Annotated in this window: 21 protein-coding genes; 15 read left to right on the top strand and 6 right to left on the bottom strand. The window is 46.1% G+C overall.

What is annotated here, in order from left to right; all coding sequences use genetic code 11:
• The 13 genes from AYJ58_RS03290 to AYJ58_RS03235 all read left to right on the top strand — a co-directional run bounded on the left by AYJ58_RS03290 (position 1) and on the right by AYJ58_RS03235 (position 16992).
• The gene (locus AYJ58_RS03290; RefSeq protein ID WP_106648929.1) at positions 1 to 864 is read left to right on the top strand and encodes an efflux RND transporter periplasmic adaptor subunit; all 864 of its coding nucleotides are present in this window, start codon (positions 1 to 3) and stop codon (positions 862 to 864) included.
• 5 nt (positions 865 to 869) lie between these two features.
• A complete protein-coding gene (locus tag AYJ58_RS03285) occupies positions 870 to 2942 on the top strand; it encodes an FUSC family protein (RefSeq protein ID WP_106648927.1) in 2073 nt (690 codons plus the stop codon).
• Positions 2943 to 3105: 163 nt separating this feature from the next.
• Positions 3106 to 3282 (top strand): hypothetical protein, encoded by a 177-nt coding sequence (locus tag AYJ58_RS21895; RefSeq protein ID WP_198555578.1) that lies wholly within the window; start codon positions 3106 to 3108, stop codon positions 3280 to 3282.
• A gap of 3 nt (positions 3283 to 3285) precedes the next feature.
• On the top strand, positions 3286 to 4782 hold the full coding sequence (gene putP, locus AYJ58_RS03280; protein WP_106648925.1) for a sodium/proline symporter PutP: 1497 nt from the start codon (positions 3286 to 3288) through the stop codon (positions 4780 to 4782).
• Between the two features lie 11 nt (positions 4783 to 4793).
• Positions 4794 to 5894, top strand: a complete 1101-nt coding sequence (gene proB / locus AYJ58_RS03275; RefSeq protein WP_106648923.1) for a glutamate 5-kinase — start codon at positions 4794 to 4796, stop codon at positions 5892 to 5894.
• A 48-nt stretch (positions 5895 to 5942) separates the two neighbouring features.
• Positions 5943 to 7190, top strand: a complete 1248-nt coding sequence (locus tag AYJ58_RS03270) for a glutamate-5-semialdehyde dehydrogenase (protein WP_106648921.1) — start codon at positions 5943 to 5945, stop codon at positions 7188 to 7190.
• A gap of 402 nt (positions 7191 to 7592) precedes the next feature.
• A complete protein-coding gene (locus AYJ58_RS03265; RefSeq protein ID WP_106648919.1) occupies positions 7593 to 9779 on the top strand; it encodes a TonB-dependent siderophore receptor in 2187 nt (728 codons plus the stop codon).
• 40 nt (positions 9780 to 9819) lie between these two features.
• The gene (locus tag AYJ58_RS03260; protein WP_106648917.1) at positions 9820 to 10461 is read left to right on the top strand and encodes a nickel transporter; all 642 of its coding nucleotides are present in this window, start codon (positions 9820 to 9822) and stop codon (positions 10459 to 10461) included.
• Positions 10462 to 10488: 27 nt separating this feature from the next.
• A complete protein-coding gene (locus tag AYJ58_RS03255) occupies positions 10489 to 11538 on the top strand; it encodes an efflux RND transporter periplasmic adaptor subunit (RefSeq protein ID WP_106648915.1) in 1050 nt (349 codons plus the stop codon).
• A gap of 4 nt (positions 11539 to 11542) precedes the next feature.
• Complete coding sequence (locus AYJ58_RS03250) at positions 11543 to 14722, top strand: efflux RND transporter permease subunit (RefSeq protein ID WP_106648913.1); 3180 nt, start codon at positions 11543 to 11545, stop codon at positions 14720 to 14722.
• A complete protein-coding gene (locus AYJ58_RS03245; protein ID WP_106648911.1) occupies positions 14715 to 15083 on the top strand; it encodes a hypothetical protein in 369 nt (122 codons plus the stop codon). The genes AYJ58_RS03250 and AYJ58_RS03245 overlap by 8 nt, the downstream gene beginning before the upstream one ends.
• Positions 15080 to 16669, top strand: a complete 1590-nt coding sequence (locus AYJ58_RS03240) for a PepSY-associated TM helix domain-containing protein (protein WP_106648908.1) — start codon at positions 15080 to 15082, stop codon at positions 16667 to 16669. Before AYJ58_RS03245 ends, AYJ58_RS03240 begins: the two co-directional genes overlap by 4 nt.
• Positions 16666 to 16992: a DUF3325 domain-containing protein gene (locus AYJ58_RS03235; protein WP_106648905.1), complete on the top strand. Its 327-nt coding sequence runs from the start codon at positions 16666 to 16668 to the stop codon at positions 16990 to 16992. Before AYJ58_RS03240 ends, AYJ58_RS03235 begins: the two co-directional genes overlap by 4 nt.
• Before the next feature lie 385 nt (positions 16993 to 17377).
• Here AYJ58_RS03235 and AYJ58_RS03230 read toward each other — a convergent pair whose 3' ends face one another.
• The 3 genes from AYJ58_RS03230 to AYJ58_RS03225 form a co-directional block, all read right to left on the bottom strand.
• A complete protein-coding gene (locus tag AYJ58_RS03230) occupies positions 17378 to 20029 on the bottom strand; it encodes an SIR2 family protein (RefSeq protein ID WP_106648901.1) in 2652 nt (883 codons plus the stop codon).
• A 321-nt stretch (positions 20030 to 20350) separates the two neighbouring features.
• Positions 20351 to 20485, bottom strand: a complete 135-nt coding sequence (locus tag AYJ58_RS22105) for a hypothetical protein (protein ID WP_269801903.1) — start codon at positions 20483 to 20485, stop codon at positions 20351 to 20353.
• Positions 20486 to 20495: 10 nt separating this feature from the next.
• On the bottom strand, positions 20496 to 22028 hold the full coding sequence (locus tag AYJ58_RS03225; RefSeq protein WP_106648898.1) for a DUF3612 domain-containing protein: 1533 nt from the start codon (positions 22026 to 22028) through the stop codon (positions 20496 to 20498).
• 252 nt (positions 22029 to 22280) lie between these two features.
• Between AYJ58_RS03225 and AYJ58_RS03220 the strand changes: the two genes are divergently transcribed.
• Together AYJ58_RS03220 and AYJ58_RS03215 are read left to right on the top strand one after the other, a co-directional pair.
• Entirely contained in the window at positions 22281 to 22844 is a 564-nt protein-coding gene (locus AYJ58_RS03220) for a malate synthase (RefSeq protein ID WP_106648894.1), read from the top strand.
• A gap of 286 nt (positions 22845 to 23130) precedes the next feature.
• Positions 23131 to 24081, top strand: coding sequence for a YeiH family protein (locus tag AYJ58_RS03215; protein WP_106648891.1), 951 nt, complete (start codon positions 23131 to 23133; stop codon positions 24079 to 24081).
• A gap of 22 nt (positions 24082 to 24103) precedes the next feature.
• On the opposite strand, the gene AYJ58_RS03210 is transcribed toward AYJ58_RS03215, so the two are convergent.
• From AYJ58_RS03210 to AYJ58_RS03200, 3 genes are all read right to left on the bottom strand, one after another.
• Complete coding sequence (locus tag AYJ58_RS03210) at positions 24104 to 24250, bottom strand: hypothetical protein (RefSeq protein WP_105253023.1); 147 nt, start codon at positions 24248 to 24250, stop codon at positions 24104 to 24106.
• Positions 24251 to 24392: 142 nt separating this feature from the next.
• Positions 24393 to 25028: a paraquat-inducible protein A gene (locus AYJ58_RS03205; RefSeq protein ID WP_106648887.1), complete on the bottom strand. Its 636-nt coding sequence runs from the start codon at positions 25026 to 25028 to the stop codon at positions 24393 to 24395.
• A gap of 112 nt (positions 25029 to 25140) precedes the next feature.
• The gene (locus AYJ58_RS03200) at positions 25141 to 26331 is read right to left on the bottom strand and encodes an HD-GYP domain-containing protein (RefSeq protein WP_106648884.1); all 1191 of its coding nucleotides are present in this window, start codon (positions 26329 to 26331) and stop codon (positions 25141 to 25143) included.
• Positions 26332 to 26462: the final 131 nt, after the last annotated feature.

The following is a 26462-nucleotide window of genomic DNA, read 5'->3' as shown; positions in this document are numbered from 1 at the left end:
ATGGGAAAAATCTTTCGTATCAGCCTCACCCTCATTGTGGTCGCGGTTGCAGGTATCGCGGGATATTGGATATGGTCACACTACCTTTATTCTCCTTGGACTCGCGACGGCCGAGTTCGTGCCGAAATCATTACCATAGCGCCAGATGTGTCCGGTTGGGTGAACCAATTGAATGTCAAAGACAATCAAGTCGTTAATAAAGGTGATGTGTTGTTCACTGTGGACGATACCCGCTACAAGGCCACGATTGCCGAATTGAATGCCAAAGCGGAAAGCCAAAAATTGGCATGGGAACTGGCAAAGCATAAGTACAAACGCCGTATCGGTTTGACCAATGACAACTTAGTCAGCAAAGAAACCTTCGACGAAGCCTTTATCAATACCGAACTGGCACGAACCAGTTATGAGCTCGCACAGGCGCAATTGAATACCGCCAAAATTGACTTAGCGCGAACGCAAATTCACGCTCCCGAAAACGGCACTCTGATCAATTTAAGCCTGCGTAATGGCAACTATGTCAGCAAAGGCAACTCAGTATTCTCACTCGTCAAACAAGATTCTCTCTATATCACAGGCTATTTTGAAGAAACCAAAATCCCTTTGGTTCACATAGGTCAAAACGCCGAAGTCAGCTTAATGAGTGGCGGCCATGTCTTGCATGGCAAAGTGGTCAGCATAGGTAAGGCAATCGCTAATACCAATGTCACCACTAATGGACAGTTATTGCCGCAAATCGGCCAAACCTTTAATTGGGTGAGATTGTCGCAGCGTATTCCGGTCGATATCCAGTTAGATAACATTCCTAAGGACATAGAGCTGAGCGTCGGCATGACAGTTTCCATCCAGCTACAAACTGACCAATAGTCATTATGACGCTGTTACTGAAGAGTTTATTCTTTCCTGACCGACGACCCCTCATCTTCGCGATTAAGGGCGTGATCTCGATGGCGCTCGCCTTATATGTGGCCATGTTCTTAAATCTAGAACGACCATATTGGGCGCTGGTGTCGGCGGTATTTCTGCAAATCCGCCCCGAAAGCGGACTCGTGATCGAAAAGGGCTTATGCCAAATCGGCGGCACCTTAGTCGGCGCACTTGTGGGGATTGCCATACTCAACGGGTTTACGCCCTATCCCGAACTCGCCTTAGGAATACTCGCCTGCTGGATAGGACTAAATTCTGGGTTGTCGGCCATGGTACGCCAGCAAAATTTTGTCTATGCCTTTGCCATGGCGGGCATGACCGCCTGCTTGATAGTGCTCATTGTGATGGCGAGCCCGAACACGGCCGATAGTGCAAAAATATTCGATGTGGCGCAATCGAGGATCAGCGAGATTGTCGTCGGGGCGATTTGCGCCGTCTTGGTCAGCTCGCTACTTTGGCCGAGCAAGGTAAAACAAGGTCTGCAACTGCATGCTAAAAACACGATTAATCAGACGCTTAACTATCTTGCATTAGAACTCGATTTACAGGGAGAACACGCAAGTCGCCATGAACATATCGATAAGATTATGGAGTCAGTATCGGCGCTGAGTGACGACGCCAGCGCGGTGATTTATGAAGGTCCCGAAGGACGCGGGCAGAACCACGCGGCGAATTTTCTCTGTAATAAAACCCTTTCCCTATTGGCGACAATCCAGATATTTGACCGCCTTCAGCGCAATCATCCTCAACTCGTTAGCGAACCGCTGGCGAAAACCTTAGCCAATATGCGCAGCAGTTTTACCCTGATGGCGCAATCCAGTGATGACCAAGAATGCTACAAAATGGCGCGCGCCTTAAGATATCAACTCCAGCAAAACCTGATGCAATACCGCGACCGCGCGCCACTAGAGACGCGCTTACTCAAAGTCGCGATGGAATTAAGCGCCGATCTGATCATGGTGCTCAAGAGTTATAACGTGTTATCCAGTCATTCTGCGGTGCAGCTCAATGCGCCGCCGATAGCGTTTCACCGAGATCCGTTAATCGGTATTACCACGGGCCTGCGCAGCATGACGGTGTTTGTCATTGGGGCTTCGCTGTGGATTGGCACAGGGTCGAGCGCTGTCCTTATGATGATCCTGCTGCCCGTGGTCTTTTCCATCATGATGGCGCGCCAGCCACTGCCAATGTTAACCACAATTTTGCGCCGTATTCTTGTTGGTATCACTATCGCTGTGCCCCTCACAGTGTTTTACGCTTTACCTTTGCTGGCACAGAGTAGCGGCGATTTTGAAATCCTCGTTTTAGTGCTCGCGGGGCCGTTTTTTATTGGCTTGCTCGCCTTAGCGAATCGACCGACCTTGCCCTATGGTCTCGGGATTTGCGTGCCGTTTGCGGTTTTAGTACAGCCCAGCAACAGCATTTCATTTGCGATAGAAAACACCGTCAGCAATGCCTTAGCGATTTTTATGGGTGTTACTGTGCTGTATTGGTTATTTAAATTAATTACCGAACCTAGCCAGCGGCTGATGCAATATCGTCTGCTGCAATCCATCCAAAAAGATCTGGTGCATATCGCGCAGCATGATGATCCTGAGCCTTGGTTCAACGCCCGTATGGGCGATCGACTGCTGCGGATCGCCAGTTACGAAAAAGGCTCGGGCAAGCGTTCGAGGGTATTTACCGATCTGGTTTTTACGGCGCTGAATCTCGGCCATGTGTCGATTCGAATGCGGCGCATGTTACAAGACATTGCAGATAGGCACTCAGAGTTAGGCTTAGAAAATATACTCAACCATTGGCAACATAATTTAGGTCAGGCATTTATCGCCTGCGCCCACGGCCAAGTCGCAGAAGAGTTTAACATCAGCAGCGAGGCCTTATTACAAGCGCTGGCCCAATGTCCGTTACCCCACGAACAATTCACTATGATTGCTGGGATGTTTGAACGCATCACTTTAACCTTTGAACGCACTGCCCACAGTATTGCAGAGCAGAAAAACACCGCTCAAAAATAGTCAGTTCTCAAACTATTTACCGCCGTAAAAGCCACGATCACACCGCCACAAAAACCATTTAAATCCAATAGAAGCTTGATATTTGGCCGATAAAATGCCTTAATATAATTAGATCACTAACTATATTGGTGATATTAATTCAGCTATCAACCAAGGAGCTATTATGTCAACGGAGACCCCAGCAGAGGAAAATCTCATCTCGCAGGCAGCAAGTTTTACCCGATTACACGCCAAGGAAACAATGCAGTTTATATGTTTATTTGCAATATTAAGCACCTATCTCTTTGTCATTTTGAAACCGAGTATTATTCAAAATAACAAAGCGTTAGGAGATAAATAATCCATGAATTACCTCGCTTATATTTCCTTAGCTGTTTATTTTATTGCTATGCTCGCCATTGGTTTATTCGCTTACAAAAAATCCACCAGCGATGTGTCTGGCTATATTCTGGGTGGCCGCAAGGTAAGTCCACAGGTGACCGCACTTTCAGCGGGGGCGTCTGACATGAGTGGCTGGATGCTCATGGGGCTTCCCGGCGCTATGTTTTTGGTTGGCTTCGAAACCATTTACATCGCACTCGGACTATTGATTGGTGCTCTAATCAATTACTTAATCGTCGCACCTAAACTTAGGGTCTATACCGAAGTGGCGGATAACGCCCTCACTATTCCAGAGTTTTTTGCTAAACGCTTTGGTAATGCCAATAGCAGTATACGTATTATTGCCGCGGCGATAATTGTGATCTTCTTTACCTTGTATACCTCAGCGGGTTTAGTGGCTGGCGGTAAGTTATTTGAGTCGGCATTTGGCCTGAACTACGACTTAGGTTTAGTCGTCACCCTCGCTGTTGTGGTTTCTTATACTTTATTGGGCGGTTTCTTGGCTGTGAGCCTCACTGACTTTGTTCAAGGCTGTATCATGTTTATCGCCTTAGTCTTAGTCCCTGTAGTTGCATATCAGGAATTTACCAGCGCCGACAAGATGATGAACTTTGCCTATCAGTCGATTCCACACTTCACCGATGCGATGCAAAACGTCACTATGTTAGGGCTTATCTCGAGCCTATCTTGGGGACTCGGTTACTTTGGCCAACCGCATATTATTGTGCGTTTTATGGCGATTCGTTCAGTCGCTGACATTAAAACCGCCAGACACATAGGTATGGGCTGGATGACAGTGACCATAATTGGTGCACTGGCAACGGGCCTTGTCGGTATCGCTTACGCCAATAAATTTGGTATGAAGCTAACAGACCCTGAAACCATCTTTATCGTGTTTTCTGAGCTGTTGTTCCATCCGATCATTAGTGGCTTCTTACTGGCCGCCATTCTGGCCGCGATCATGAGCACCATTTCATCACAGCTATTAGTGTCATCAAGCTCACTCACCGAAGATATCTATCGCGTGATGTCGAAGAAAGAATCTACCGAAAAAGACATGGTGAAAATGGGTCGCTTTGGCGTAGCAGGCGTGGCAATTGTCGCGAGTCTACTGGCGCTCGACCGCTCTAGCAGTGTGCTGTCACTGGTGAGTAATGCATGGGCAGGATTCGGCGCAGCCTTTGGTCCATTAGTTTTGTTTAGCTTGTATAAAGCTAACTTAACTCACAAAGCCGCGATTGCGGGCATTGTCTCTGGCGCAGCTACCGTTCTATTTTGGATTTATGCACCGGTATTGGCAGATGGAAAAGCCCTAACCACAGTAGTGTATGAAATGATCCCCGGCTTTGCAGTCAGCAGTGTGGTGATTTGGGTTGTCTCGTTACTCGATACTGATCCCTGTGCCAAAACCACTAAATTATTCCACAAAGCTGGCCGTGTTTTAGCCGAAGACAGATGAGGCACGCAGGTATGACTGACTTACCCTGGAAACGCATTGTCGTTAAGGTAGGTAGTGCCCTGATTGCACCACACAAGCAAGGTTGCAGCAGCCACTACTTACTCGGCATTGCCCAATTTATTACTTATTGTCGTGCCCAAGGGATCCAAGTTGTCTTGGTCTCTTCGGGCTCAGTCGCCGCGGGATGGCATCACTTTGGCGTGGTGGATAAACCGAGCGTCACTGTGAAGAAAGCCATGGCAGCAGCGGGTCAGGCCGATATGATGGCCACATGGAACAAGTTATTTGATTTCCCGACCGCACAGCTACTGTTAACCCACGGCGATTTACGCAATCGAGATCGTTACATCAGTATTAAAGATACGATTTTCAGCCTACTCGAACATGGGCTACTGCCTATCATCAACGAGAACGATGCCGTTACCGCCGACAAGCTCAAAGTTGGCGATAACGATAATCTCTCGGCCATGGTAGCCGCGGCGGCCGATGCCGATACCCTGATTATCTGTTCAGATGTGAACGGGCTTTACACACAAAACCCCCATGAAAATCCCGATGCACAGCTTATCAAGCAAGTGAACGAGATTAATGCCGAAATCTACGCCATGGCAGGCGGCGCCAGCAGTGCCGTCGGCACAGGTGGTATGCGGACTAAGATACAAGCCGCCAAGAAGGCGATTTCCCACGGGATTGAAACCTTTATCATCAATGGTTTCGATGCTGACTCATTCAACCAACTGTTGAAGGGGCAAAATCCGGGCACACTCTTCACTTCCCATGAAAAACCCATGCAAGAACATCTGCATTGGATGACACATACCTCGCAGGCTCAAGGTGAAGTTATTGTCGAAAATGACTTTAGTATCGACCTAGACGAACATAGCGAGCAATTGACCAGCGACGATGTCGTTGCCATCAATGGGGACTTCTCTGCCGGTGACACCATTTTAGTTCGCAAAGGTGATGGGACTAAATTGGCCAAGGCCAAATCCAATTACAGTAGTTGTTTACTTAGCTTTATTACGGACCAAGACGATCGCGAGTTTGCCAGTGAATTTCAGCAAAAGACTGGACCGATCATTTCCGAGAAAAATATCGCCATTCTCGAATAAGCATCAGCCGAATAACGCTAAGCGATTAAACATCTTAACGGAGTAAATATGACTTTAATCAAAAATTTATCTCAAGAAGCTGCCAAGGCGGCTCTGATCCTCGCCCAAGTCGACGAACAGCTTAAAAATACTGTACTCCTCGACATGGCGCGTTCATTACGTGAAAAGTCCTACGAAATCCAAAGCGCTAACTTGATTGACCTACACAGAGCAACAGCCGATAACCTTGCCCCAGCTATGCTCGACCGCTTAACGCTAACACCGGAACGCGTAGAAGCCATGGCAGCGGGGATTGAAACCATCGCCGCTTTGCCCGATCCGATTGGCAACGAACGCTATATTGGTCAACGACCTAACGGCTTATCCATCAGCAAAATGCGCGTGCCATTAGGCGTAGTTTGTATGATTTATGAAGCCCGTCCGAATGTGACCGCCGATGCGGGCGCCCTGTGCTTTAAATCCGGTAATGCCGTGATTTTGCGCGGCGGTAAAGAGGCCCTGCATACCAGCAAAATCATCGCCAGCATTTTGCAAAGTGTATTAAAACAATACGGCTTGCCCGAGGCGTTAATCACTGTGGTGCCCGATCCAGATCGCGCCCTCATGTTAGAACTGATGCAGCAGCGGGATTATATCGATGTGATCATTCCCCGTGGTGGCGAAGGCTTGATTCAATTTGTGACTGACAACAGTAAAATCCCAGTGATCCAGCATTTTAAAGGCGTATGTCATTTATACGTCGATAAAGATGCCGATCTGGATATTGCTTTGGACTTACTGCTCAACGGTAAAACCCAGCGCACAGGCGTGTGTAATGCCCTCGAAGCGCTCTTAGTGCACCAAGAAATTGCCGCGCAATTTCTACCTAAAGTGGCCAAAGCGCTGGCCGAGCATAAGGTTAAAATCAACGCTTGTACCCAATCAGGTGGTTACTTCGCAAACTGCACTTATATGAAAGAAGACGATTTCGGCCAAGAGTATTTAGATCTCGAAATTGCCATTCGCCAAGTCGATCACTTCGACCATGCAATCCAACATATTGCCCGCTTTGGTAGCCAGCACACCGAAGTGATTTGCACCGAAAACGAAGTCACTGCCGCACGCTTCCAACGTGCAGTCGATGCTTCTGTGGTAATGGTCAATGCCTCTTCGCGCTTCTCCGACGGCAGCGAACTCGGCCTTGGTGCGGAAATCGGCATCGCCACCACTAAACTACATGCCTATGGCCCAATGGGGCTCGAATCCTTGACCGCTGAGAAGTATTTAGTCTCAGGCACAGGCCAAGTACGGGCATAAACCGAGAATGTAAATCACACTTTTAGGCTTAATACGTCGGTTGGATTTCGATTCGATTGTAAAGATTAAAGGCCACAGTCGGTAACGACTGTGGCCTTTTTGTTGGCTAAATTGACTCGAGCCACAACAGCTTTTGTTCAAAGTCGATGCCCCGAAACCGAGTTATAGTAAGGCATGCGCTAAAAGTGCCACACCCATCGCGACCGCTTATCACAGCTCACTGACAAACTATTCGCCAATAAGTTACAACCCTGCTTCAACAATTTACACATTGGGCATATTGCATTTATTTTCAACAAACCTATTATGCGATCGATTCTCATTTGCAACTATGTGCTTTATTTGCACTCAGGATCGCCAATCATCATTTAATCTGAAATCGCCTGAAAGGATTGAAATACCATGCCTCCCCTATCTGTTTTAACGTCTTGGCGCTCGCCATTGATCCCTGTACTTCTCAGCACACTTACTCTGTCGGTTCAAGCCAATACTGACCCTAAGCAAGATGAGAAAAAAGATACAGAACAGATAGAAAGATTAAACGTAGTAGGAACCTACACCCGCGCGGCAATGAATAGCGCCACGGGTTTGTCTATGTCACTCAAAGAAACCCCGCAAAGCGTCACCTTAATTACCGAAGAGATGATCAGTGATAAAGGTTTGGTCACTATGGAGTCAGTGTTAAATCACACTCCGGGCGTCACTATGGTGGGCGATGCCTCTGAAAATAGTCAGATATTCGTGCGCGGCTATGCACTCGACAGCGGGGTGCAAATTGACGGCTTAATCACTACCTCTTCATCCCATGTTTACAGCGGCTCAATAGATCAAGGTTTAGACCCTGTAATTGCCGAACGGGTTGAAGTATTAAAAGGTGCGGCTGGGATCTTAAGCGGTTTAGGTGAACCTTCTGCCACGGTTAATTTTATTCGTAAACGCCCAACGGATGACACCCGTGCCACGGCAAGTATCAGTTATGGCTCATGGAATACCTATAGATTAGAGGCCGATGTTTCTGGCTGGCTAACGGATTCTGGCAATGTGAAAGGTCGATTCGTGAGTGCGGTGAAGAAAGGCGATTCATTTATCGACCGCTATCAGCGCGATACCACTGTGCTTTATGGCGTAGTTGAAACGAGTCTCGGCATAGATACTAGCCTATCACTGTTTGCGGACTATCAAAAATCGCAAACCGACGGCGTGTATAACTGGAACTCTAATCCCGCATTTTATACCGATGGCACAGCTGTCGATTTTGGCCGCAGCTATTCCAGCTCACAGGACTGGACCCATTGGGATGTGACCCAAAAGAGTCTCATGGCCGAATTTAAACATAGATTCGATAACGACTGGTCACTCGTCAGTGCCTATCGTATTGCCAACGCCACCATAGACGCATTGGCCTTTTACCCAGGCGATTATATTGTCAAATCAACCGGCGAATTTGTTGGCCCTTGGGGCGATACCTATGCCGCCCAGCATGATCGCGAATCCGATACCAACAGCTTCAACCTGTACGCCACGGGTAACTTCGACTTACTCGGCCGTGAACATAGTGCGGTGATCGGTTTTAACTATGGTGACAACGAGTTTGATAACATCAACACAAACTCCGCACGCCAACGTCGCTATAACGTGGCGGATCAAGGCCATTATCCCAAGCCTAATCTGCCTAATTCACCCACCAATGGCCAAACCAATGAGCAAAGCCAATCGGGTGTTTACGGCACTGTCCGTGTCAATGTGTTGGATTCACTGAAATTAATGGTCGGCGGACGCGTAAGTAACTGGTCCTATGAAAAGCATGATCTCGTGGGTAACAGCACAGATGCGACCATGGAAAAAACCGGTATTTTCATCCCCTACTATGGCCTAGTCTACGATGTGACCGAACAAATCTCTGTCTATGCCAGCCGTACTGAAATCTTCAAACCTGGCACCTATTTTGGTGAAGATGGCCAACTGCTCGAACCCGCAGAAGGCACCAACGTCGAAGGCGGCATCAAGGTCGCACTGTTCGATGACACACTCAATATGTCAGCGGCCATCTACGAAACCAATAAAGACAACGAACCCGAATATGCGGGTAAAGGTCAGCTCCCTTCTGGGGATTCTATCTACGAAAGTGTGGATGGCATTACCACCAAGGGCTACGAGTTAGAAATTGCCGGACGGCTTACCGACTTATGGGATATCAGTGGCGGTTATACCCATAACGACGCGGAAGATGAAGATGGCCTACGTCGTCAAACTTATCTGCCCGAAGATATCTTCAAACTCACCACTAAATATAACTTTGAAGACATTCTGCCGGGCATTACTGCAGGTGCAAGCTGGCGCTGGCAGAGCAGCACCTTCTATCAAGGCACTATTTATGGTGTCGATGGCGCGCCGAATGTGGCTTACCGCCAAACACAATCAGCCTACTCACTCGTCGACTTAATGTTTGGCTACCAAATCACACCTTCTATTTCTATGCAATTGAACATTAACAATATTTTCGACAAGAACTACAACCGTTCACTCTGGGGTTACGCCGACTTTGGCGAGCCACGTAATGCCACGCTGTCACTACGTTGGACATTGTAAAAATTTGCACGCTACCCTAAACAACATTAAGGATAATTATATGAAACAAGCATTTGCAATACTCACTTTACTCGGCGGAATCGCCTTTTCGGCTCAAGCGCATGAAGTGTGGCTTGAGCGTAATACCGATGGTTCGGTTAAAGTGCAATTTGGCGAACCGGGTTCAGAGCAAGCTTCGGCTGAAGAGTTAGCATCCTTAAGCGCAGCACGAATTTTCGATGCCAATGCCAAAGCGCCGCTGACCGCCACAGCGCAGGCCGATCATCTACTGGTTAAAACACGCGATGGCAAGAGTGACGTCAGCTTCTATGCCGATACCGCGTGGCAACCCTGGAAAACCGAGACTGGACTACAAGCCGCAATACTCTATGCCCGCACGGGACAAGAACACACCAAAGCGCTGCAAGATTTTGAATTTACGCCAGTAAAGTCAGGTACACCCGAGTTTGTGCTTAGCTATAAAGGCGCGCCACTGGTGAATCATCCAGTACAAGTTTATCGCCCCGGTTTTTGGAGCAAATCTTTCACCACAGATGCCCAAGGTAAGTTCGCCCTCGATACCCCAGATGCAGGCCGCTACTTGCTCGTCAGTAACCACACCACAGAAGGCAAACAAACACTGGCTGGCAACGAAGTTGATAGTGTTTTACACATCACCACCACGAGTTTTATCACTCAGTAATGATCTTAATAGTGAGATGGAGTTAACGTGCGGTATTTAATGATAGGTTTATACCTACTGTGTTTTGCAGTCCACGCAAACGCAGTACCAGTAACAGTTGCCTTGCCCCAAACAGGCAATACCAATGAACTTTTGCCACTCAGTGGCTCCATTAAATCCGCACGGGTGGCCCGCTTATCGGCTCGCACCGATGGCCTAGTCGCCAAAGTGTTGGTCGATGCGGGATCGCAAGTCCGCGCTGGCCAGCCTCTACTCGCACTCGATGACACCTTAGCCGTACACCAATTAGCACAGCGTCAGGCCGATGTAATGGCCGCTAAGACCATGCTGCTAGAAAAACAGCGGCTCCTCACCGAGGCGCAAACGCTCAGTTCTCAGCAATTATTCCCTGAAACTGAGCGCGCGATTCGTCAAGCGGCGTTAACCGAAGCCGAAGCTAATCTGCAGAGTTTAACGGCAGCATTAGCACACCAAAAAGAGGTGGTCGCCCGCCACCAACTGATCGCGCCGTTTGCGGGAGTGATTGCAAGCAAACAAACTGAAATCGGTGAATGGGTCAATGTCGGCACAGAAATCTTCACCTTAGTGTCCCAAGAGCAGCTCTGGCTCGATATTCAAGTCCCACAGGAAATGTTCCAAAACATAGCCACAGCAACTCAAGTCGATATTGCTGCAGATATGCTGCCTGAACAGCAGTTTATCGGCCATGTGAATGCACTCGTCCCCGTGAGCGACCACAATGCTCGCAGCTTCTTGGTGCGCTTAACCATTCCTGAGGCAGATGGACTTTTGATGCCCGGCACATCGGCCACCGCCACCTTCCACCTACAGCGGGCGCAACACAGTGTTGTCGTGCCGCAAGATGCGCTAGTCCGTCACCCCGACGGCCAATTCAGTGTCTTTACCGTGCAAAACAACATAGCCCAACGGCATACCGTTCAAGTGGGCCATACGAGCGCCATCGGGATTGAAATCCTCAGCCCATTACCTAAAGATGCGCCCGTAGTGATCCGCGGTAACGAGAGCCTACAAGACCAACAGCCAGTCTCTGTACTCAACTCTGCAGTAGGAGGTTAGTGGGATGCTGAAGTTTGGAATTAAACATGGCACCTTACTGTCGGTCATAGTCCTGATATTTTGCGTATTGGGCACGGCTGTAGCACTGCGTATCCCAATCCAAATGATCCCCGACTTAGATGTGCGCACCATCAGCGTGGCCACAGGTTGGCCGGGAGCAACACCGCAAGATGTCGAAAAAGAAATTCTGCTTGAGCAGGAACGCTACCTGCGCACCCTACCTAACTTACAACGCATGACCTCTTGGGCCGATACGGGTTCGGCATGGATAGAACTCGAATTCCCCCAAAGCACAGAGATAAGCGATGCGCTTATTCGGGTTAGCAATGCGCTCAGCCAAGTGTCGTCTTATCCTGAAAACGTCGACCAACCAAGGCTTTACAGCAGTTCATATTCAGACAACGCTTTCATGTATTTCCGTCTCGTGCCTATCGCGGGGAACCCGCTGAATCTAGATATAGACATGATGCGCGATTTCGCTAACGACTTTATTCGGCCACAAATGGAGCGTGTCAAAGGCGTTTCCTCCGTCACCATTCAAGGCGGCGCCGAACGGCAAATTCAAATACGGCTCGATCCCGCCAAACTCGCCCAACGTGGCATCAGCATTATGGACGTGCGCCAAGCCATTCGAGATCGCAACAAGGACACTTCTGCGGGCGATATCGACAGTGGTAAAAAACGTTATTTACTGCGGGTGATTGGCCGTTTTGAGGATTTAAATCAACTTAAGCAACTGATTTTAAAACGCCAAGGAAATACGAATATTCTGCTGCAAGATGTTGCCGAGATAAAACTCGACCACGCCGAGATCCGTGAACTGTCCTTTGCCGAACAAGAACGCACCCTCAGCTTAGCGGTCAAACGGGATGTCGGTTCTAACGTTATCGCCATCAAAGATGCCATGATGCCCGTGATAGCGCAGATCAATCAAAATCAACTCGCCCAGCACGCCATGCAGTTAGAGTTATTCAGTGATGATGTGCGCTATGTGCAAGATTCGGTTGCAAATGTCTGGGTCAATTTAGGCCTAGGTGCCTTACTAGCAACCTTAGTGATGTATCTCTTTTTACGCTCGAATCGAGCCACCCTGATTGGTGTTATCGGTATTCCGCTGTGTACCTTAGCCGCCTTCGTCGGGCTGCTGGTGTTTGATCGCACTATTAATGTCATTTCGCTGGCGGGTGTGGCCTTTGCCATCGGCATGACGGTCGATAACAGCATCGTGGTGCTCGAAAGTATTGAACAAGCGCGCAGACGCGGATTAGATCGTCTCGAAGCAGCCATCAGTGGTATCTACGATGTGTGGCCCGCAGTATTAGCCTCGACACTCACCACAGTGCTAGTGTTTGTACCCATTCTATTTATCAAACAAGAAGCGGGGCAACTGTACTCGGATATCGCGATTGCCATCGCTTCATCCATTATTGCTTCTATGCTGGTTGCGGTGTTCATCGTACCCGCCGCTATTGCCCGTTTTGGTTTCGGTAAGATGCACTCGGCGCAGACAAACCAAAGTGAGCAGCCCAAAGCATCACGCATATTGAGCTTAGTCAGTCAGCTGGTACTGTCAGCCAAACGCCGCGCCTTTGTGATTGTGCTGTCACTCGTCTTAACGATTGGGCTAGCGGCTTGGCTTATGCCTCCGGCCGAATATCTACCCGAAGGCGAAGAACCAAAAGCCTTTACCTCTATGGTCGCACCGCCGGGTTACAGCCTGTCGGAAATGGCTAAAATTGCTGAAGAATTAACGACTCAGCTATCGGCGAGAGTCAATGCCGAGGCGGCATCCTTTGAATCTGGTGAGCAAAAAATCCCGCCGCTAAAATACTATACCCTCAGCGTGGGTGTCGGCAGTATTTGGGTGATGAGCGAGCCTGTTCGCAGCCAAGATATGGATGCCATGATGAGCTCACTCACCGCCTTGTTTGAGCAATATCCGGGCATGCGCGCCTATTCATCGCGGGGTTCGATTATTTCCAGCAACGATGGTGGCACCCGCGCTGTCGCCTTGGATATTTCTGGCCCGAATCAAGCCAGCCTCTATCGCGCTGCCGAAGCGGCGTATCAAGCGGCGGAAAAAGTATTTGCCGAGCCGCAGCTGTATTCAGACCCATCAACCTTGTCGCTAGATCAACCACTTTGGCAGATTTCCCCTCGCTGGCAACGTCTTGTAGAACAAGATTTTAGCGGCAGCGAGTTTGGCTATGCGGTTTCGGCACTGAGCGATGGCGCCTATGTCGACGAGTTTTTCCTCAATGATAACAAGGTGGATATCTTTCTATTTAGTCTGGCAGGCAATCAACAGAGTTTGTCGCAATTGGCGCTCGCGCCGATAGTCACGCCTAAGGGTAATGTACTGCCACTGCAAGCCTTAGCCGACATTAGCGAGCAGATGGATAGCGACAGTTTACGCCGCGTCGATGGCCGCAGAACCGTGACCCTTTACATTATTCCGCCGCGCTCCATTGCATTGGAAACCGCTGTGGCTAAGGTGCGGGAAGAACTAGTCCCCATCCTCTATCAACAAGGTGCGGTCAGCAAAGATGTCAGTTTGGATATTTCGGGCGCAGCTGATCAGCTCGAAGCGACGAAAGCGGCACTCTCCAGCAATTTTCTGGTCGCCGTGTTGATCATCTACTTGTTATTAGTCGCGATTTTTAATCACTGGGGTTATCCGTTATTTGTGCTGATCACTATCCCGCTCGGACTTGCTGGCGGGTTAGTCGGCTTACAAGCGCTTAATTCTATTGGCAGCTTATTTGCGTATCTTGGCGGCCAAGGTTGGCACCAACCCTTTGATATGATTACTATGCTTGGATTTCTAATCCTACTCGGCACTGTCGTTAACAACCCGATTTTGATCGTGGAACAGAGCCGTAAAAACCTGCAATCGGGTCAGTTTGGTGTCGTTGATGCCGTCAAATCTGCCGTCGCCAGTCGATTACGACCGATTCTAATGTCTACCGCGACGACCTTGTTTGGCTTATTGCCGTTGGTGTTATTCCCCGGTGCTGGCAGCGAACTCTACCGCGGCGTTGGCATAGTGGTGCTGACAGGCCTTATCGTGGCAACGCTACTCAGCTTAACCTTTTTACCTGCGCTGTTAATCTCTGTGTTGTCCTACACCAACAGGGCCAATTTAACCGCCAGTTCAGCCAAAGTGGCACACCATAATGACTGAGAAAATCGCCATGACTCAGCCGTTAATACAAAGGCTAACGCGTTGGAAAAACGCCGCTATTTGGCGCGATAGCCTGCACATAGGCAATCGCTGTCTCGCAGCAACCTTTGGTGGCTATTTGTTAAGTGCGGTAGCGACTATTTTGCTCGCACAAATCCTGCCGTTATCTCAGGTTGATCGGGTGTTAACCGCCATGATGCTTTCATTTACTGTGTACACCTGCGCCGTGATTTGGGTGTTCAGCGTTAAATCAACATGGCGATACTGGCTGGATTTATTCGCGCTTAGCGGTCTGCTGTATTTAGCTTACCTAGCCGCTAAAGCGTTTGATGCTACAAGTGCTCAAGGGAGTGGATTATGAAAGACTCCTTTTTTCGTTCAATGACTTGGCTACACACTTGGGTTGGATTACTCACCTGCTGGGTGTTGTTTCTGGTTTTTTTCGCCGGAACAGCGGCCTATTACCGTGCTGAAATCAACCTGTGGATGCAACCCGAAAACCACGGCAGCCAATATGATGCCAATGCGGATAATCAACAATTGATACTCAAGGGCCTCACGTCCTTGGCACAACAAGCGCCTGACGCTGAGTCATGGTGGATTTACTTACCCACACACCGGATGCCATTACTGACCTATGCATGGAGCGATCCCGCCGCTGAAGGTCAGCGATTTGGTGATTATCATCAAGGCTTTATTAACCCTGCAACAGGTGAAGCCTTACCTAAAGCACGGGAAAGCCGAGGGGGCGACTTTCTCTATCGACTGCATTTCGACTTGTACTACATGAGTGTGCTCACAGCGCGTTGGATCGTCGGTTTTTGCACTATGTTCATGTTGGTCGCCATCATCAGCGGGATAGTGATCCACAAACGTATTTTTAAGGATTTTTTTAGTTTTCGCCCCGGAAAAGGCCCGCGCTCTTGGTTAGATGCCCATGTCGCCAGCTCAGTGCTCGCATTGCCCTTTCATCTTATGATCACTTACACCGGCCTAGTGACTTTGATGTTTATGTATATGCCATGGGGACTTAACACACAATATGGTGATGAAACTCAAGCCTTTTATTCGCAATGGAAACCCATTTACCAAACTCCCGCCGCCACGGGCACGCCAGCCACTATGCTCGATAGTCAGAGTTTACTCAGTGCGATTCACAGTGTCGTCGGTGAGTCACCAATTGAAGGCTTGCAGTTTGATAATCTCAACGACAGCAATGCCAGCGTAACAGTCAAAATCGCCCCTGAGCACAGCTTAAATCAGCAAGCGCCTTGGTATCACTTGTCTACTGTGACAGGTGCTGTGTTGGCGCAGTCGGCTGTGACTTCGGGAGCGAATCAAACCCAAAGTGCCATGATAGCCCTGCACAGTGGTCGCTTTGCTGGCCAAGGCCTACGTTTACTGTATTTACTGGCGGGATTAACGGGCTGCGTGATGATCGCCAGCGGCGCGATTATGTGGGCCGATAAACTGGCACAAAAGCAGCTTAAAAAAGATAAGAATCATAACGGGCTCACGCTAGTGAACATGTTGAATCTCGCCACCTTTGGTGGCCTGCCCATTGCGCTAGCCTGTTATTTTTATGCCAATCGACTCTTACCCGTCACCTTTGCAGATAGAGAAAACTGGGAAATCCATTGTTTCTTTATCAGTTGGGCGTTAGTCGCACTGCTCGCTTGTTTCAAACGAGATAAACAAACATGGCAACGACTCTTTTTACTCACAGCCTTGCTCTATGGCCTGTTACCCCTGCTCAATGCCATGACTTCACAGTATCAGCTGATAAGCAATCTACAGCGCCAAGCCTATGTTCTCGCAGGATTTGATCTCATGATGCTCGCACTTGCAGCGCTGTTTTACATGGCAGCCAAACGCTTGCGTAGCCCTAAAAAAGTACTGGCTACAAGGGTAACCAAAGCGACGACAGAATTAGGAGTTGAATCATGACAGCCACAGGCGAATTGTTAACCTGTTTTATCGCCATGGGGCTGTTGGCATTGTCTTATTTTAGCCACCACCGCGCCGTGCGTAACCGCCCGTTAACCGATGCACAGGCACGCGGATTTCGCACCGCTGGTACTGCAACGCTCGTCCTGTGCTATTGGCTTGCCAGTCGTCACTACGGCCCCGCGTACGCCAGCGTATTACTGCTCGGCTGGGTGTGTTTAAGTTCGATAATCCTAGTGATTTTACTCAGTTACAAACCACGCTGGCTACAACCCATATTACCCGCCAGCACCGTAGTGTGTTTGCTCGGTTTGTTGTTTTAACCAATGATTTTAAAAACAAAATGGCGTCAATAAGGCTCAATATAGACAAGATTTAGGGAATTTTTACTACTGGAATTGATGCTGCTATCCGCTAACCATTAGCTAGATAATGGTTCTGATTGAAGCCAATCGCACCGTAAAATTCTAGACCGAACATACCGAACATATTAATAAGCGACGCTGAAATGATTAAGCACTCTCATTCCAGTGACTCGCCGTGAATATATCCCTATAGGCTCGACGGCGGCATCCATGCCGCCAACGGTCACTTACACGCGAGGGCTTAATCTCGCTAACTCCTATGTATATCTGCTACCAACTACTTTAATAAACTCTTCGACTCAATCAGCCATATAACTGGTATTTATGATATCTACTCTTCATCTTAATTTATTGACTGAATTGATTGCGTGTCAGTGGAGTCCAAACTAACTTGATTATTGATAGGAGGCAGATAATCATTAGGAATTACAGGCCATTTATTGAATGAAAACAGGTCGGAATAATTTTTACTAATTGAAGCGTTTATTAATCTCATTGCTTGCACCTTTTTTCCGAACAAACACTCAGCAGCAATAATTAAATGCTCACTATAACCATGAGATATAATATTTCTAATAGCTACTTCATTTAGTGTTTCACCTAAATTTTTAGCAGCTAACTCTCTATTTATCAATAACAAATCCCTACCCGCAGAGGATTTCACCTTGCTATTGTTTGAGTCGAGTAAATTTTTCACTTGGTGGTATTTTTCATATCTTAACAAAATGTAAGACTTTCTAATCAAATAGTCTTCAAATGGAACTCCATTTTTATATGCCAGATCAATGTAATCTAAAGCTTCATTGTGTAAACCCTTTTCAACTGCAATATCAGACTTAATCATATTTAATGTTAACTCGCTTACTTTTTCAGATATTTTATTTACAAAAGCATCCATTATTTCAAAATCTGAAGAAATACTTGTCAAATGACTTATTATAGAACGAGCATATTCATAACCGTTTGGATGTACGCAACACTCACTCAACTTAATTAAACATTTTTCAACATCACGATCTACTTTCAGTAGATACTCAGAATGACATATTAGCAAAGAAATAGGCTTATTCTTCTTATCATATGACTTGAACAAATCACTTTCTATGAATGTAGTCCAATCCTTCATATAATTATTATTATTTTTATAATCATATAAACTTGTAAATCTCTCGCAAATTAGATCAAATATTTTAACTTTTTTATTATCAGAAGACTGACTGTAACAAACCTTTAGATGATCTATTGCTTTCATTGCTTTTTCGTAATCTTTTTCTAAGTAAGAATCACGCAAAGTAATCTCAAGGTACTTTAAGTGTGAATCATTAATTACCCTTGCCTTCTCTACAAAGTTACTTATTGATTCTGACTTTAAAGATTTTGATTTTTTATCAATAACATCAGAAAATTTCTCATCAATTATATCAAGCTTTATTTTCCACGCTTGATTATCTAAGCCAGGGTTTAAACTCAAGCTTTTATCAACAAATGACTCTAAATTTTCAATATTAAAAACAGGAGAACCTTTAGTATATTTAAGCTCATCAAAACCAGTACTTGCTATATAATTTTGAAATACATAATTTTTTTCAAACTTATTTTTATTATCTTTTAATAAATCACATCTTTCCGTTAAGTTACTCAAATTTTCCGCTTTAAATATAAAATTCCTAACGCTAAACGGATCCATTTCAATAAGTTCGTCACATAATTTTATTGATTCACTCTCCGAACCTTGAAGCTTATTAATTCCAATTAATTTTCTAATATAGATTTCTTTAGATTTCAAGTTTTCAACATTTTCAAGATGCACCTTCAGCATATCTTTTGCTTGCGTATAATTTTTCTCTTTTAATAGCCTGTCAATTTTAAGAAAAACCTTAAAATCATCCTCTGAAAATATTTTGTCATCATCATCATTGAACTCTTTCTCATTCAGCTCTCTAATTAAATTAGATATGTCCATGCTATCTTTATGTTTTCTTAATTGAGAAATATCATATTTAATTAACTCTGACTTTTCAGAAAGCTTGAACTCATCTTTTGTAAACGAAGAAATTATTAATTCTTTCTTTGAATTGGTAAAATTATCTTCTAAAGAAAGCTCCTTAGCTAAAGTATGATGAATCTCAGCTAAAACCTCATCAAAACCATCAATTTTTATAAAATAGACTCTATCTTTCCATAGGAGCTTAGTCAATTCTGGATTGATATAATCGCTCTCCCTTATACACCAATAAATCCCATTTTTTAAATACTCTTCAGTTTTAAGCAAGTGACTAATCACATCCATTATTGATCTGTCATTACCAGAATAGCCAATAACAATCAGGCCATATTCTTTTGAAAACTCGATGAGTTTCTCTTTTGTGTTAGACTCTAAAGACTCTGTCTCTCTTAATGTACTTTTTATATCATCGAATAAATAGTCACCATGTAACTTTATTATCTTTGGTCTTGAAGAACTAATTGATATGCTATTAAGAGATGAATCGTGAGCACAAACTATTGGCCTTGTCTGTGAGAATTGATAAAAAGCTTCACTTAAAAGATCATCAAAGTTAGTAGTATAAACTGTGTCAAAATATCTATTTTTAGTTAATGAGACTAAATATGAGTAACCAATTGAAGGAAGTTTGTTATCGACCTCCTGCTCAACAAAACGTCTACGTTGATTTGGCAGGTCAAACTTATATTCAAAAAGTGAGGAATACTCATTTGACAATGAGTACCAATTACTATGATTTGTAATTAAGAATTCTTTCGCGACTTTGACATCATAATCAGATTTTCCTGACAATTTCTTATATATCTCTTGTCGCCACACATCAACCAAATTCCCTCCAGTTCTTATTCCAGATGAAAATGAGGCGCCAGCTCCAAGTAACAAACTATAGTTTGGCACAGAATTATTTGTTCTTGTACCAATATACGAGATCAAATCATCTATTGTCCTTTCTTTATGACTAAGTTCTTCTCTAAGCTTTTTATAGTCCATGTCACACCTTTTTACTTATTAAAATATAATAAAAATGAATCAAGATTTTAATTAAATAAATATTATTTCATTAATTTAATAGTGCTTATAAAATGAACATTAGCCTTTATAGAAATACTTATAAGATTGGGTAGTCTTTTTTTCATAACTCATCCTTAAGTAAGCGTTCAATAATTATACATCCACTTTTATACTACTTTTTCTTCCGCTCATTTGAAATGGAGAATGTCACATAAATGTAAATTTCCGTCTATTTCATACCTAATCTTAACAACACTCGGAGTATCATGCCTGCACTTAGATTTTATGCTTTGTAAAATATCAGGATTTGCAGAGTTCAACTAAATTAAGCTCTCTCGCGGCAGTGACCGTTGGCGGCATGGATGCCGCCGTCGAGCCCTCAGGGACGAGTTTACGGCGAGTCACTGGAGTGAGAGTGCTTAACATCAATCCCATCTGCGATACTTTATTCAGTACCATCACACTGTGACTTACCTGCTTGATAGCAACTTGGTTGACGTGGGCATACGGCGCCGCGGGAGCAAATAAGGCGGGCGTCGTTTTTAATCCCGCGTTCTATCCAGTTGATATTGAGGATTTTTGCGACGCTCACCAGATCGCTTTTAATGTGTTTTGGAATAGTGACTGAACCGCCGCTGGCGACACAGGCATTCTTCAAATCGTGGGCGATAGACAGGGCATCTTTACCTTGGGCTTCAATCGCTGGATTCAAATCGATACCAGCGCAGAGCACATGCGGGTTGCCCGCAGAATCTTCGACTTTAATCGACTCACAGCAGTAAATGCGGGGTTCGTTGCCGACGTTTAAAATCGAAATCTGTGCCGAAGTGCCGACCGTTGGCTCGCTGATCATCCTAAATACGGCCCAATGCTGACAAGGATCTTCTACTAGTCGCATATTGCCCCAAGGCAGTGGGATACCGTTGCCACGGTAAACGGCTTTGAGCTTGCCCGGTGCGTAAGCGTCGAAATAATGCCAATGGGGATAAGGAGAGACCACTGTCATGCGCCGCATGGCGACCGAGGCTGATACTTGCAGTTGCTTGTGTACCTCAATCTCATAGCCGTGGCGGTCGAGTAATTGGCGATAAGGCACTTTAGGGCACAGCAGCGCACCGGCGAAGAAGCTCGATTCAAAATCGCGCCACGCATGCAAGATATCCTGCGCGTTCAAGGTATTGGACTGCATACCCGCCTCTTCATCCACTTCTAATTTGCGGCCTGAGATCATCACACTCTTGAGGCCGTCCTTGTTGTGCAACACGCAATGACCTATGTGCACGGCTAAATCATATTTGAGTCTATTGGGACGATTTTTGAGGATTTTATTTACATAAATCGTGCTCGGCGGCTCAATAAATGAGGTGACCAACTGACGTGAACTCACACCCATTTCATCGATAACTTCCTGCGGTGTACTGTCTATCCACTTGATTTTTAATCCCATTTCCTTAGCGATATCCAGCATATCGTCCAGAGATAAGGGCATACGTTTGAGGCCGACTTCTTCGGCGGCCCGTTCAAGATCGGGGAAATGATTTTGATGGTGTTCTTGATGGGCGCGGATCAATAAATGGGCAAACTGCCGACCTGAGATCCCCGTCTGCGACAGCATTTCTGGTATCGCGATTTGTAAAATATCATTGGAAAACAAAAAACTGGGTTCGAGCGCCATACCGCTTATGCCACCTCGGCGGCCCTTGTCTGGTGTAATGGCGTTTTCTTCGGGCACATCGTCTAAGAACCAGTCGGCGTCTTTTTGAAAAACCGCGGCGATGACTGCCAGCATTCCGGCACTTGGCACACGCTTGCCACGCTCGATCATCGACAAATATGACACAGAGGGCGCACTTCCCGCGTCGACTCGAATGCAGCGTGCCGACAAATCTTCCATAGTTAAATTATTACGTTTCCGTAGGTTACGTATTTTTGTGCCTAGGAAATGTGATTTTCTCATCAAGCTCTGGTCATTGCGCATTTTGTAAAATTCACAGTGTAAAATTTTTATTGTGAAATTGTATTCAAAAAAAGACTAGACTACAAATTAAGCAATCGAGAAACGACTCAAGCAAACCAGCGGAGTCAGCCCATTCAAGAAATGCTTAACCACTAACATCTAAAACGGGCAAGCACTTAAAGCGGACAAGCCAAGTTGAAAACAAACTTTGATAAGCCAAAAGTAAAATCAAAACCCTGAATTTTTAAATTGAAAGAGTGAGAGGAACAAGCGATGAATATGTCAATTATCAAGAGCAACCAGATCCAACCGAATCTAAACAGCCTCATCGCAGAAGAAGTGCTAGCCGTGGCGCAAGTGAATGTCGCCGAGCACGAAAAGATCGCTAATGCGAAACAATTCCTCGACCGCCTCTTTCCACTTAACTCTGGTTCACACCAAGATGTGAGCAGCTATGTGGTTTACTATCAACACCTTTTGGCCTTTTTTGCTGACGGCAGCCACAGTGGTTTACGTCAGCCAAAACAGTTTGTTGCCTTTAACGGTACTAAAGATGCGCCCTGCGCCATAGTGTTGCGGGACCTTGGTTGCCATGTTGAGCTCAGTTTCGATCGCAACGGCATGATAGGTGCGAGAGACGTTGCCAATCTGGAAGATATCCAAATCGAAACGTCATTAAACATGGTCGTCGGAACACCAGAGTCACGTTCAGCCGCATCGCGTCATTGGCTCAGCCTGTTACATGCGGGTATGTCCAGCGCCAACGACACCCAAGATAAACTATTTACCGCAAAGGATGGCAGTGTTTACAGTTTGAAAAGTATCGTAAATTTATAATTTTACGCTCTGTAAGCTCACCATTTATTATCTAGCTAAGAAGATGAACTGAGCACAGTTCATCTTCTTCGATTTACCCTCCTGCTTTGCCAAACCTTCTGAGAGTCAATAAAACTGATTAACTAGTTAAGTTTAATTGATTTTATTGAGGATCATACACACAGCTATAATGCCCTCTTGCATCTGTCTCCATGATCAATCCAATTGATCGCCATTTTGTATCCGTCGCTTAATGTGAAGATCTGTGGTTGGAACGATAAACCGAATCGCTCGAGCCTAAGGCGTTATGAATTCTTCATCAACATCACAGCAAGATAATAAGACTCACCGCATCGTTTTCATCTGTGCGGGCTTGTTATGCCTCGCGCCTTTTATCTCATCGCCCATGGCGCTAGTGTTAGGTTTTACCTTAGCCAGTCTTGGCTGGGTGCCAGTGCAATGGAATATCGCCGCGCTCACCAAAAAACTCCTGTCTTATTCGATCATTGGCTTAGGGTTTGGGATTAACTTAAACGCGGCGATAGAGGCGAGCACCCACAACTTCGGCCTGATTGTTGGCTCAATCTTTTTCACCCTGAGCTTAGGGTTTGTGCTTACCCGCGCCCTGAAATTTGATCATGTCACGGGCCATTTGATTGCTTCTGGTACTGCTATTTGTGGTGGCAGCGCCATTGCCGCAGTCGCTCCGGCCATCAATGCGCGTAACGATCAAACCGCCACTGCGTTAGCCTGCGTATTTGTGCTCAATTCAGTCGCACTGTTTTTATTCCCCGCACTCGGTCACTTGCTCAATATGAGCCAATACGATTTTGGCGTGTGGAGTGCCATCGCCATCCACGATACTTCATCGGTTGTCGGCGCCGCTTCGGCCTATGGCGATGAAGCCTTAAAAACCGCTACCACCATAAAACTCGCCCGCGCCCTGTGGATTATCCCGATCGCATTGGTCAGCGCTATGCTGTTTGGTGGCGATAAGCGCAAACTTAACCTACCGTATTTTATCGGTTTTTATTGTCTAGCTATTGCCGTGGCCCATTGGTTACCACAATTCCACGCTGTTTATGACACCTTATTTATGGTGTCGAAACGGGCATTAGTACTGTGTTTATTTTTGATTGGTGCAGGCATTACAGTGCAGAAAATGCGGGCGAGTGGCCCCAAACCTTTGTTACTTGGGGTCATGCTGTGGGCAGCGATTGGTATCACGTCTTTAGTGTATATTCTTTATTTTCAATAAATATGGTTAGCAAGAAGCCAGTCTACTCTGCCGTCGGCTTCATTCGCCAAGCCCAGTAGAGGACGCCAACAAAGGCGGAGAATTCGATAAGTGAGCGCACGAGTCCTGTGGTTTGCGTCGAAGCGACCAAGGCAATCAGGCAAAACACGATAATCAGCCAGTTTTTCAATTGCATCTTCCTGCAAACTTAGGGGATGCTCATTATTATTTAGAACTAAAAACTCAGCAAATATCGATTTTCAATAACAAATAGCTATAACAGCTAAGCCAATCCAGCGGCGCTTAAACCGCTATAGGGCATTTGGAACTCGCTACAAAATTGGCGTTGGACGACGCACTAAAAAGCCACTCAAAATCGATAAAATGCAGTAGGCGGTAAAGAAGTAAAATCCATTTTCAAATTGCGCTTGGGTTTTTAGCATTTCCCCCATGCCACCTGAGGCGTTCCCCGCCATAAAGGTGATGATCAGCGCCACCACAAACACATCGGCCATCGACCACTTAGCGAGTGCGTTGACGACGGCATTAATCCTCAGCTTCAGGCCAATCGAGCTAACACATTGCTGTGCCAGCATTAAACTCAACTTCAAGGCAGGCACTACTACACTGAATAACATGACTAATCCCGCAACGAGCCCGTTCCCAGAGTGATAAAGTTCGGTTACCGTTCCCCAAATACTACGGGTTTTCTGTAGCACTTCGACCTCGCCCTTAAGGCTATTGAGCCCCAGCAAACCACTGACCATACTCAGCATACCGCGAGCGCTGTCGCGCCCCGAGTCTTCATCGAACCTTTGGGCAACTTGCTCTATGCCTTGTTCCGCCAGCTTGGCCTTATCGATAGTGCCGCTGATGCTCAAAATAGGTTGAGTCACCCCAGGGATTAATAAAGCTAAAGATAAGAGAATGATAAAAATAGGAAATAAAGATTTCATAGCACTGTTCATCCCATTGCCAGAATGGAGAAGACATTCAGTTTACGGTTTTTAGCGCAGGCTCTGCAATCGTTCACACCAGCCATCGATACAGATGACCGGCGTTAGAGGCAGAATTTGAGAATTAATAGAAAGGCGTTGGATCGATATCCAATGAGCTCGGTGACACGCCGCGCTCGATATACAGCTCAGATTTTAATAAATCCACCATAGCGACATCTGTGTAACGTTTTACTTTTAAAGAATAAAAGCATTTTACGATTGGATGCAGTGCGTCTCTGTCCTTCGAAGCCCAGACAATACCAACGCGGCCGTCCGATAATTCCACTAAGGAACCCACAGGATAAATACCGATACAGCGAATAAACTCGTAGACCAATTCTTGATCTAAGTGAAATGGCGTCAGACTGAGTAAAATTTTAAAAGCTGCGGCTGGGCTCATGGCCTCTTTGTAACAGCGCGTCGCAGTTAACGCATCGAAGATATCCACGATACAACTCATACGACCGTGGCGAGGAATTTCATCACCCTTCAAGCCCCTTGGATAACCTCGACCATCTAACTTTTCGTGGTGCATTAAGCAGATATCTTTACTAATCTGCGACAGGCCGTTAGTTTCGTTCATAATTTCAAGTGCATATACTTGATGCAACTTCATATGTTCGAACTCTTCTGGCGTCAGTTTGCCCGGCTTGTGCAACACTTTATTGTCGACTTTTATCTTGCCGATATCGTGCAAAATCCCACCAACCGCCATTTGCCGCAGCATATCGCGATCAAGATTGAGGTATTTACCAAAGGTTACCAGCAGAAAGGCAACATTCACTGAATGTTCGAGTAGATAGGCATCTTTTGAACGCAGTGCAGACATACATTTAAGCGCATCGGCATCCAACATCACAGACTCTATCATGGTATCGGCTAACGCTTCGAAGGGCGCGACTTCGATGGCTTTGCCTTCGAAGGTTTCGGATAACACTTTACGAATAAGGTCTTTCGCTTCGGTCAGCATAACCTTAGCTTGAGCTTGTTGTTTATCGCGACTCACTAGCGCTTTTCGATTGTCGGCTTGACTATCATTAGTCGTTTTTTTCTTTAACCCACAATGTTCTGCCGAACGCTCAGTGTCCACCCAAACGAATTTGATGCCACTTTTGGCCAGTTTTAAAATTGCATCCTTATGTTTAATTTGTCCAGCATTTGCAATAGCAAGTTGACCCTGATCATTTTTGTCTATGGCACTGACAAACATACCTAATGTCAATTGCGACACAGGTAATTTGATAAGCTCAACTGTTTCTGCCGACTCACTCATATCTACAACCCCAAGGATGATGTGCCCGAATAAAATATCAACTTAACCATACGACATAAAAGCGACCTACGCTCAAATGTTCTGTTGTTATTCTTGATTATTATAGAACAGGCGTGAGGGGCATTCTAAGC

The sequence above is a fragment of the Shewanella sp. Pdp11 genome (genome assembly GCF_002838165.1).
Taxonomy (GTDB): Bacteria; Pseudomonadota; Gammaproteobacteria; order Enterobacterales; family Shewanellaceae; genus Shewanella; species Shewanella hafniensis.
The sequence above is the reverse complement of the archived record's forward strand: the minus strand, read 5'-3'. Positions and strand labels throughout refer to the sequence as shown.

Bases quoted from the DNA above. Each gene is read 5' to 3' on its own strand.
- AYJ58_RS03290 (WP_106648929.1), top strand. From the start codon at position 1: ATGGGAAAAATCTTTCGTATCAGCCTCACCCTCATTGTGGTCGCGGTT.
- AYJ58_RS03285 (WP_106648927.1), top strand. From the start codon at position 870: ATGACGCTGTTACTGAAGAGTTTATTCTTTCCTGACCGACGACCCCTC.
- AYJ58_RS21895 (WP_198555578.1), top strand. From the start codon at position 3,106: ATGTCAACGGAGACCCCAGCAGAGGAAAATCTCATCTCGCAGGCAGCA.
- putP (WP_106648925.1), top strand. From the start codon at position 3,286: ATGAATTACCTCGCTTATATTTCCTTAGCTGTTTATTTTATTGCTATG.
- proB (WP_106648923.1), top strand. From the start codon at position 4,794: ATGACTGACTTACCCTGGAAACGCATTGTCGTTAAGGTAGGTAGTGCC.
- AYJ58_RS03270 (WP_106648921.1), top strand. From the start codon at position 5,943: ATGACTTTAATCAAAAATTTATCTCAAGAAGCTGCCAAGGCGGCTCTG.
- AYJ58_RS03265 (WP_106648919.1), top strand. From the start codon at position 7,593: ATGCCTCCCCTATCTGTTTTAACGTCTTGGCGCTCGCCATTGATCCCT.
- AYJ58_RS03260 (WP_106648917.1), top strand. From the start codon at position 9,820: ATGAAACAAGCATTTGCAATACTCACTTTACTCGGCGGAATCGCCTTT.
- AYJ58_RS03250 (WP_106648913.1), top strand. From the start codon at position 11,543: ATGCTGAAGTTTGGAATTAAACATGGCACCTTACTGTCGGTCATAGTC.
- AYJ58_RS03245 (WP_106648911.1), top strand. From the start codon at position 14,715: ATGACTGAGAAAATCGCCATGACTCAGCCGTTAATACAAAGGCTAACG.
- AYJ58_RS03240 (WP_106648908.1), top strand. From the start codon at position 15,080: ATGAAAGACTCCTTTTTTCGTTCAATGACTTGGCTACACACTTGGGTT.
- AYJ58_RS03235 (WP_106648905.1), top strand. From the start codon at position 16,666: ATGACAGCCACAGGCGAATTGTTAACCTGTTTTATCGCCATGGGGCTG.
- AYJ58_RS03230 (WP_106648901.1), bottom strand. From the start codon at position 20,029: ATGGACTATAAAAAGCTTAGAGAAGAACTTAGTCATAAAGAAAGGACA.
- AYJ58_RS22105 (WP_269801903.1), bottom strand. From the start codon at position 20,485: ATGGGATTGATGTTAAGCACTCTCACTCCAGTGACTCGCCGTAAACTC.
- AYJ58_RS03225 (WP_106648898.1), bottom strand. From the start codon at position 22,028: ATGCGCAATGACCAGAGCTTGATGAGAAAATCACATTTCCTAGGCACA.
- AYJ58_RS03220 (WP_106648894.1), top strand. From the start codon at position 22,281: ATGAATATGTCAATTATCAAGAGCAACCAGATCCAACCGAATCTAAAC.
- AYJ58_RS03215 (WP_106648891.1), top strand. From the start codon at position 23,131: ATGAATTCTTCATCAACATCACAGCAAGATAATAAGACTCACCGCATC.
- AYJ58_RS03205 (WP_106648887.1), bottom strand. From the start codon at position 25,028: ATGAACAGTGCTATGAAATCTTTATTTCCTATTTTTATCATTCTCTTA.
- AYJ58_RS03200 (WP_106648884.1), bottom strand. From the start codon at position 26,331: ATGAGTGAGTCGGCAGAAACAGTTGAGCTTATCAAATTACCTGTGTCG.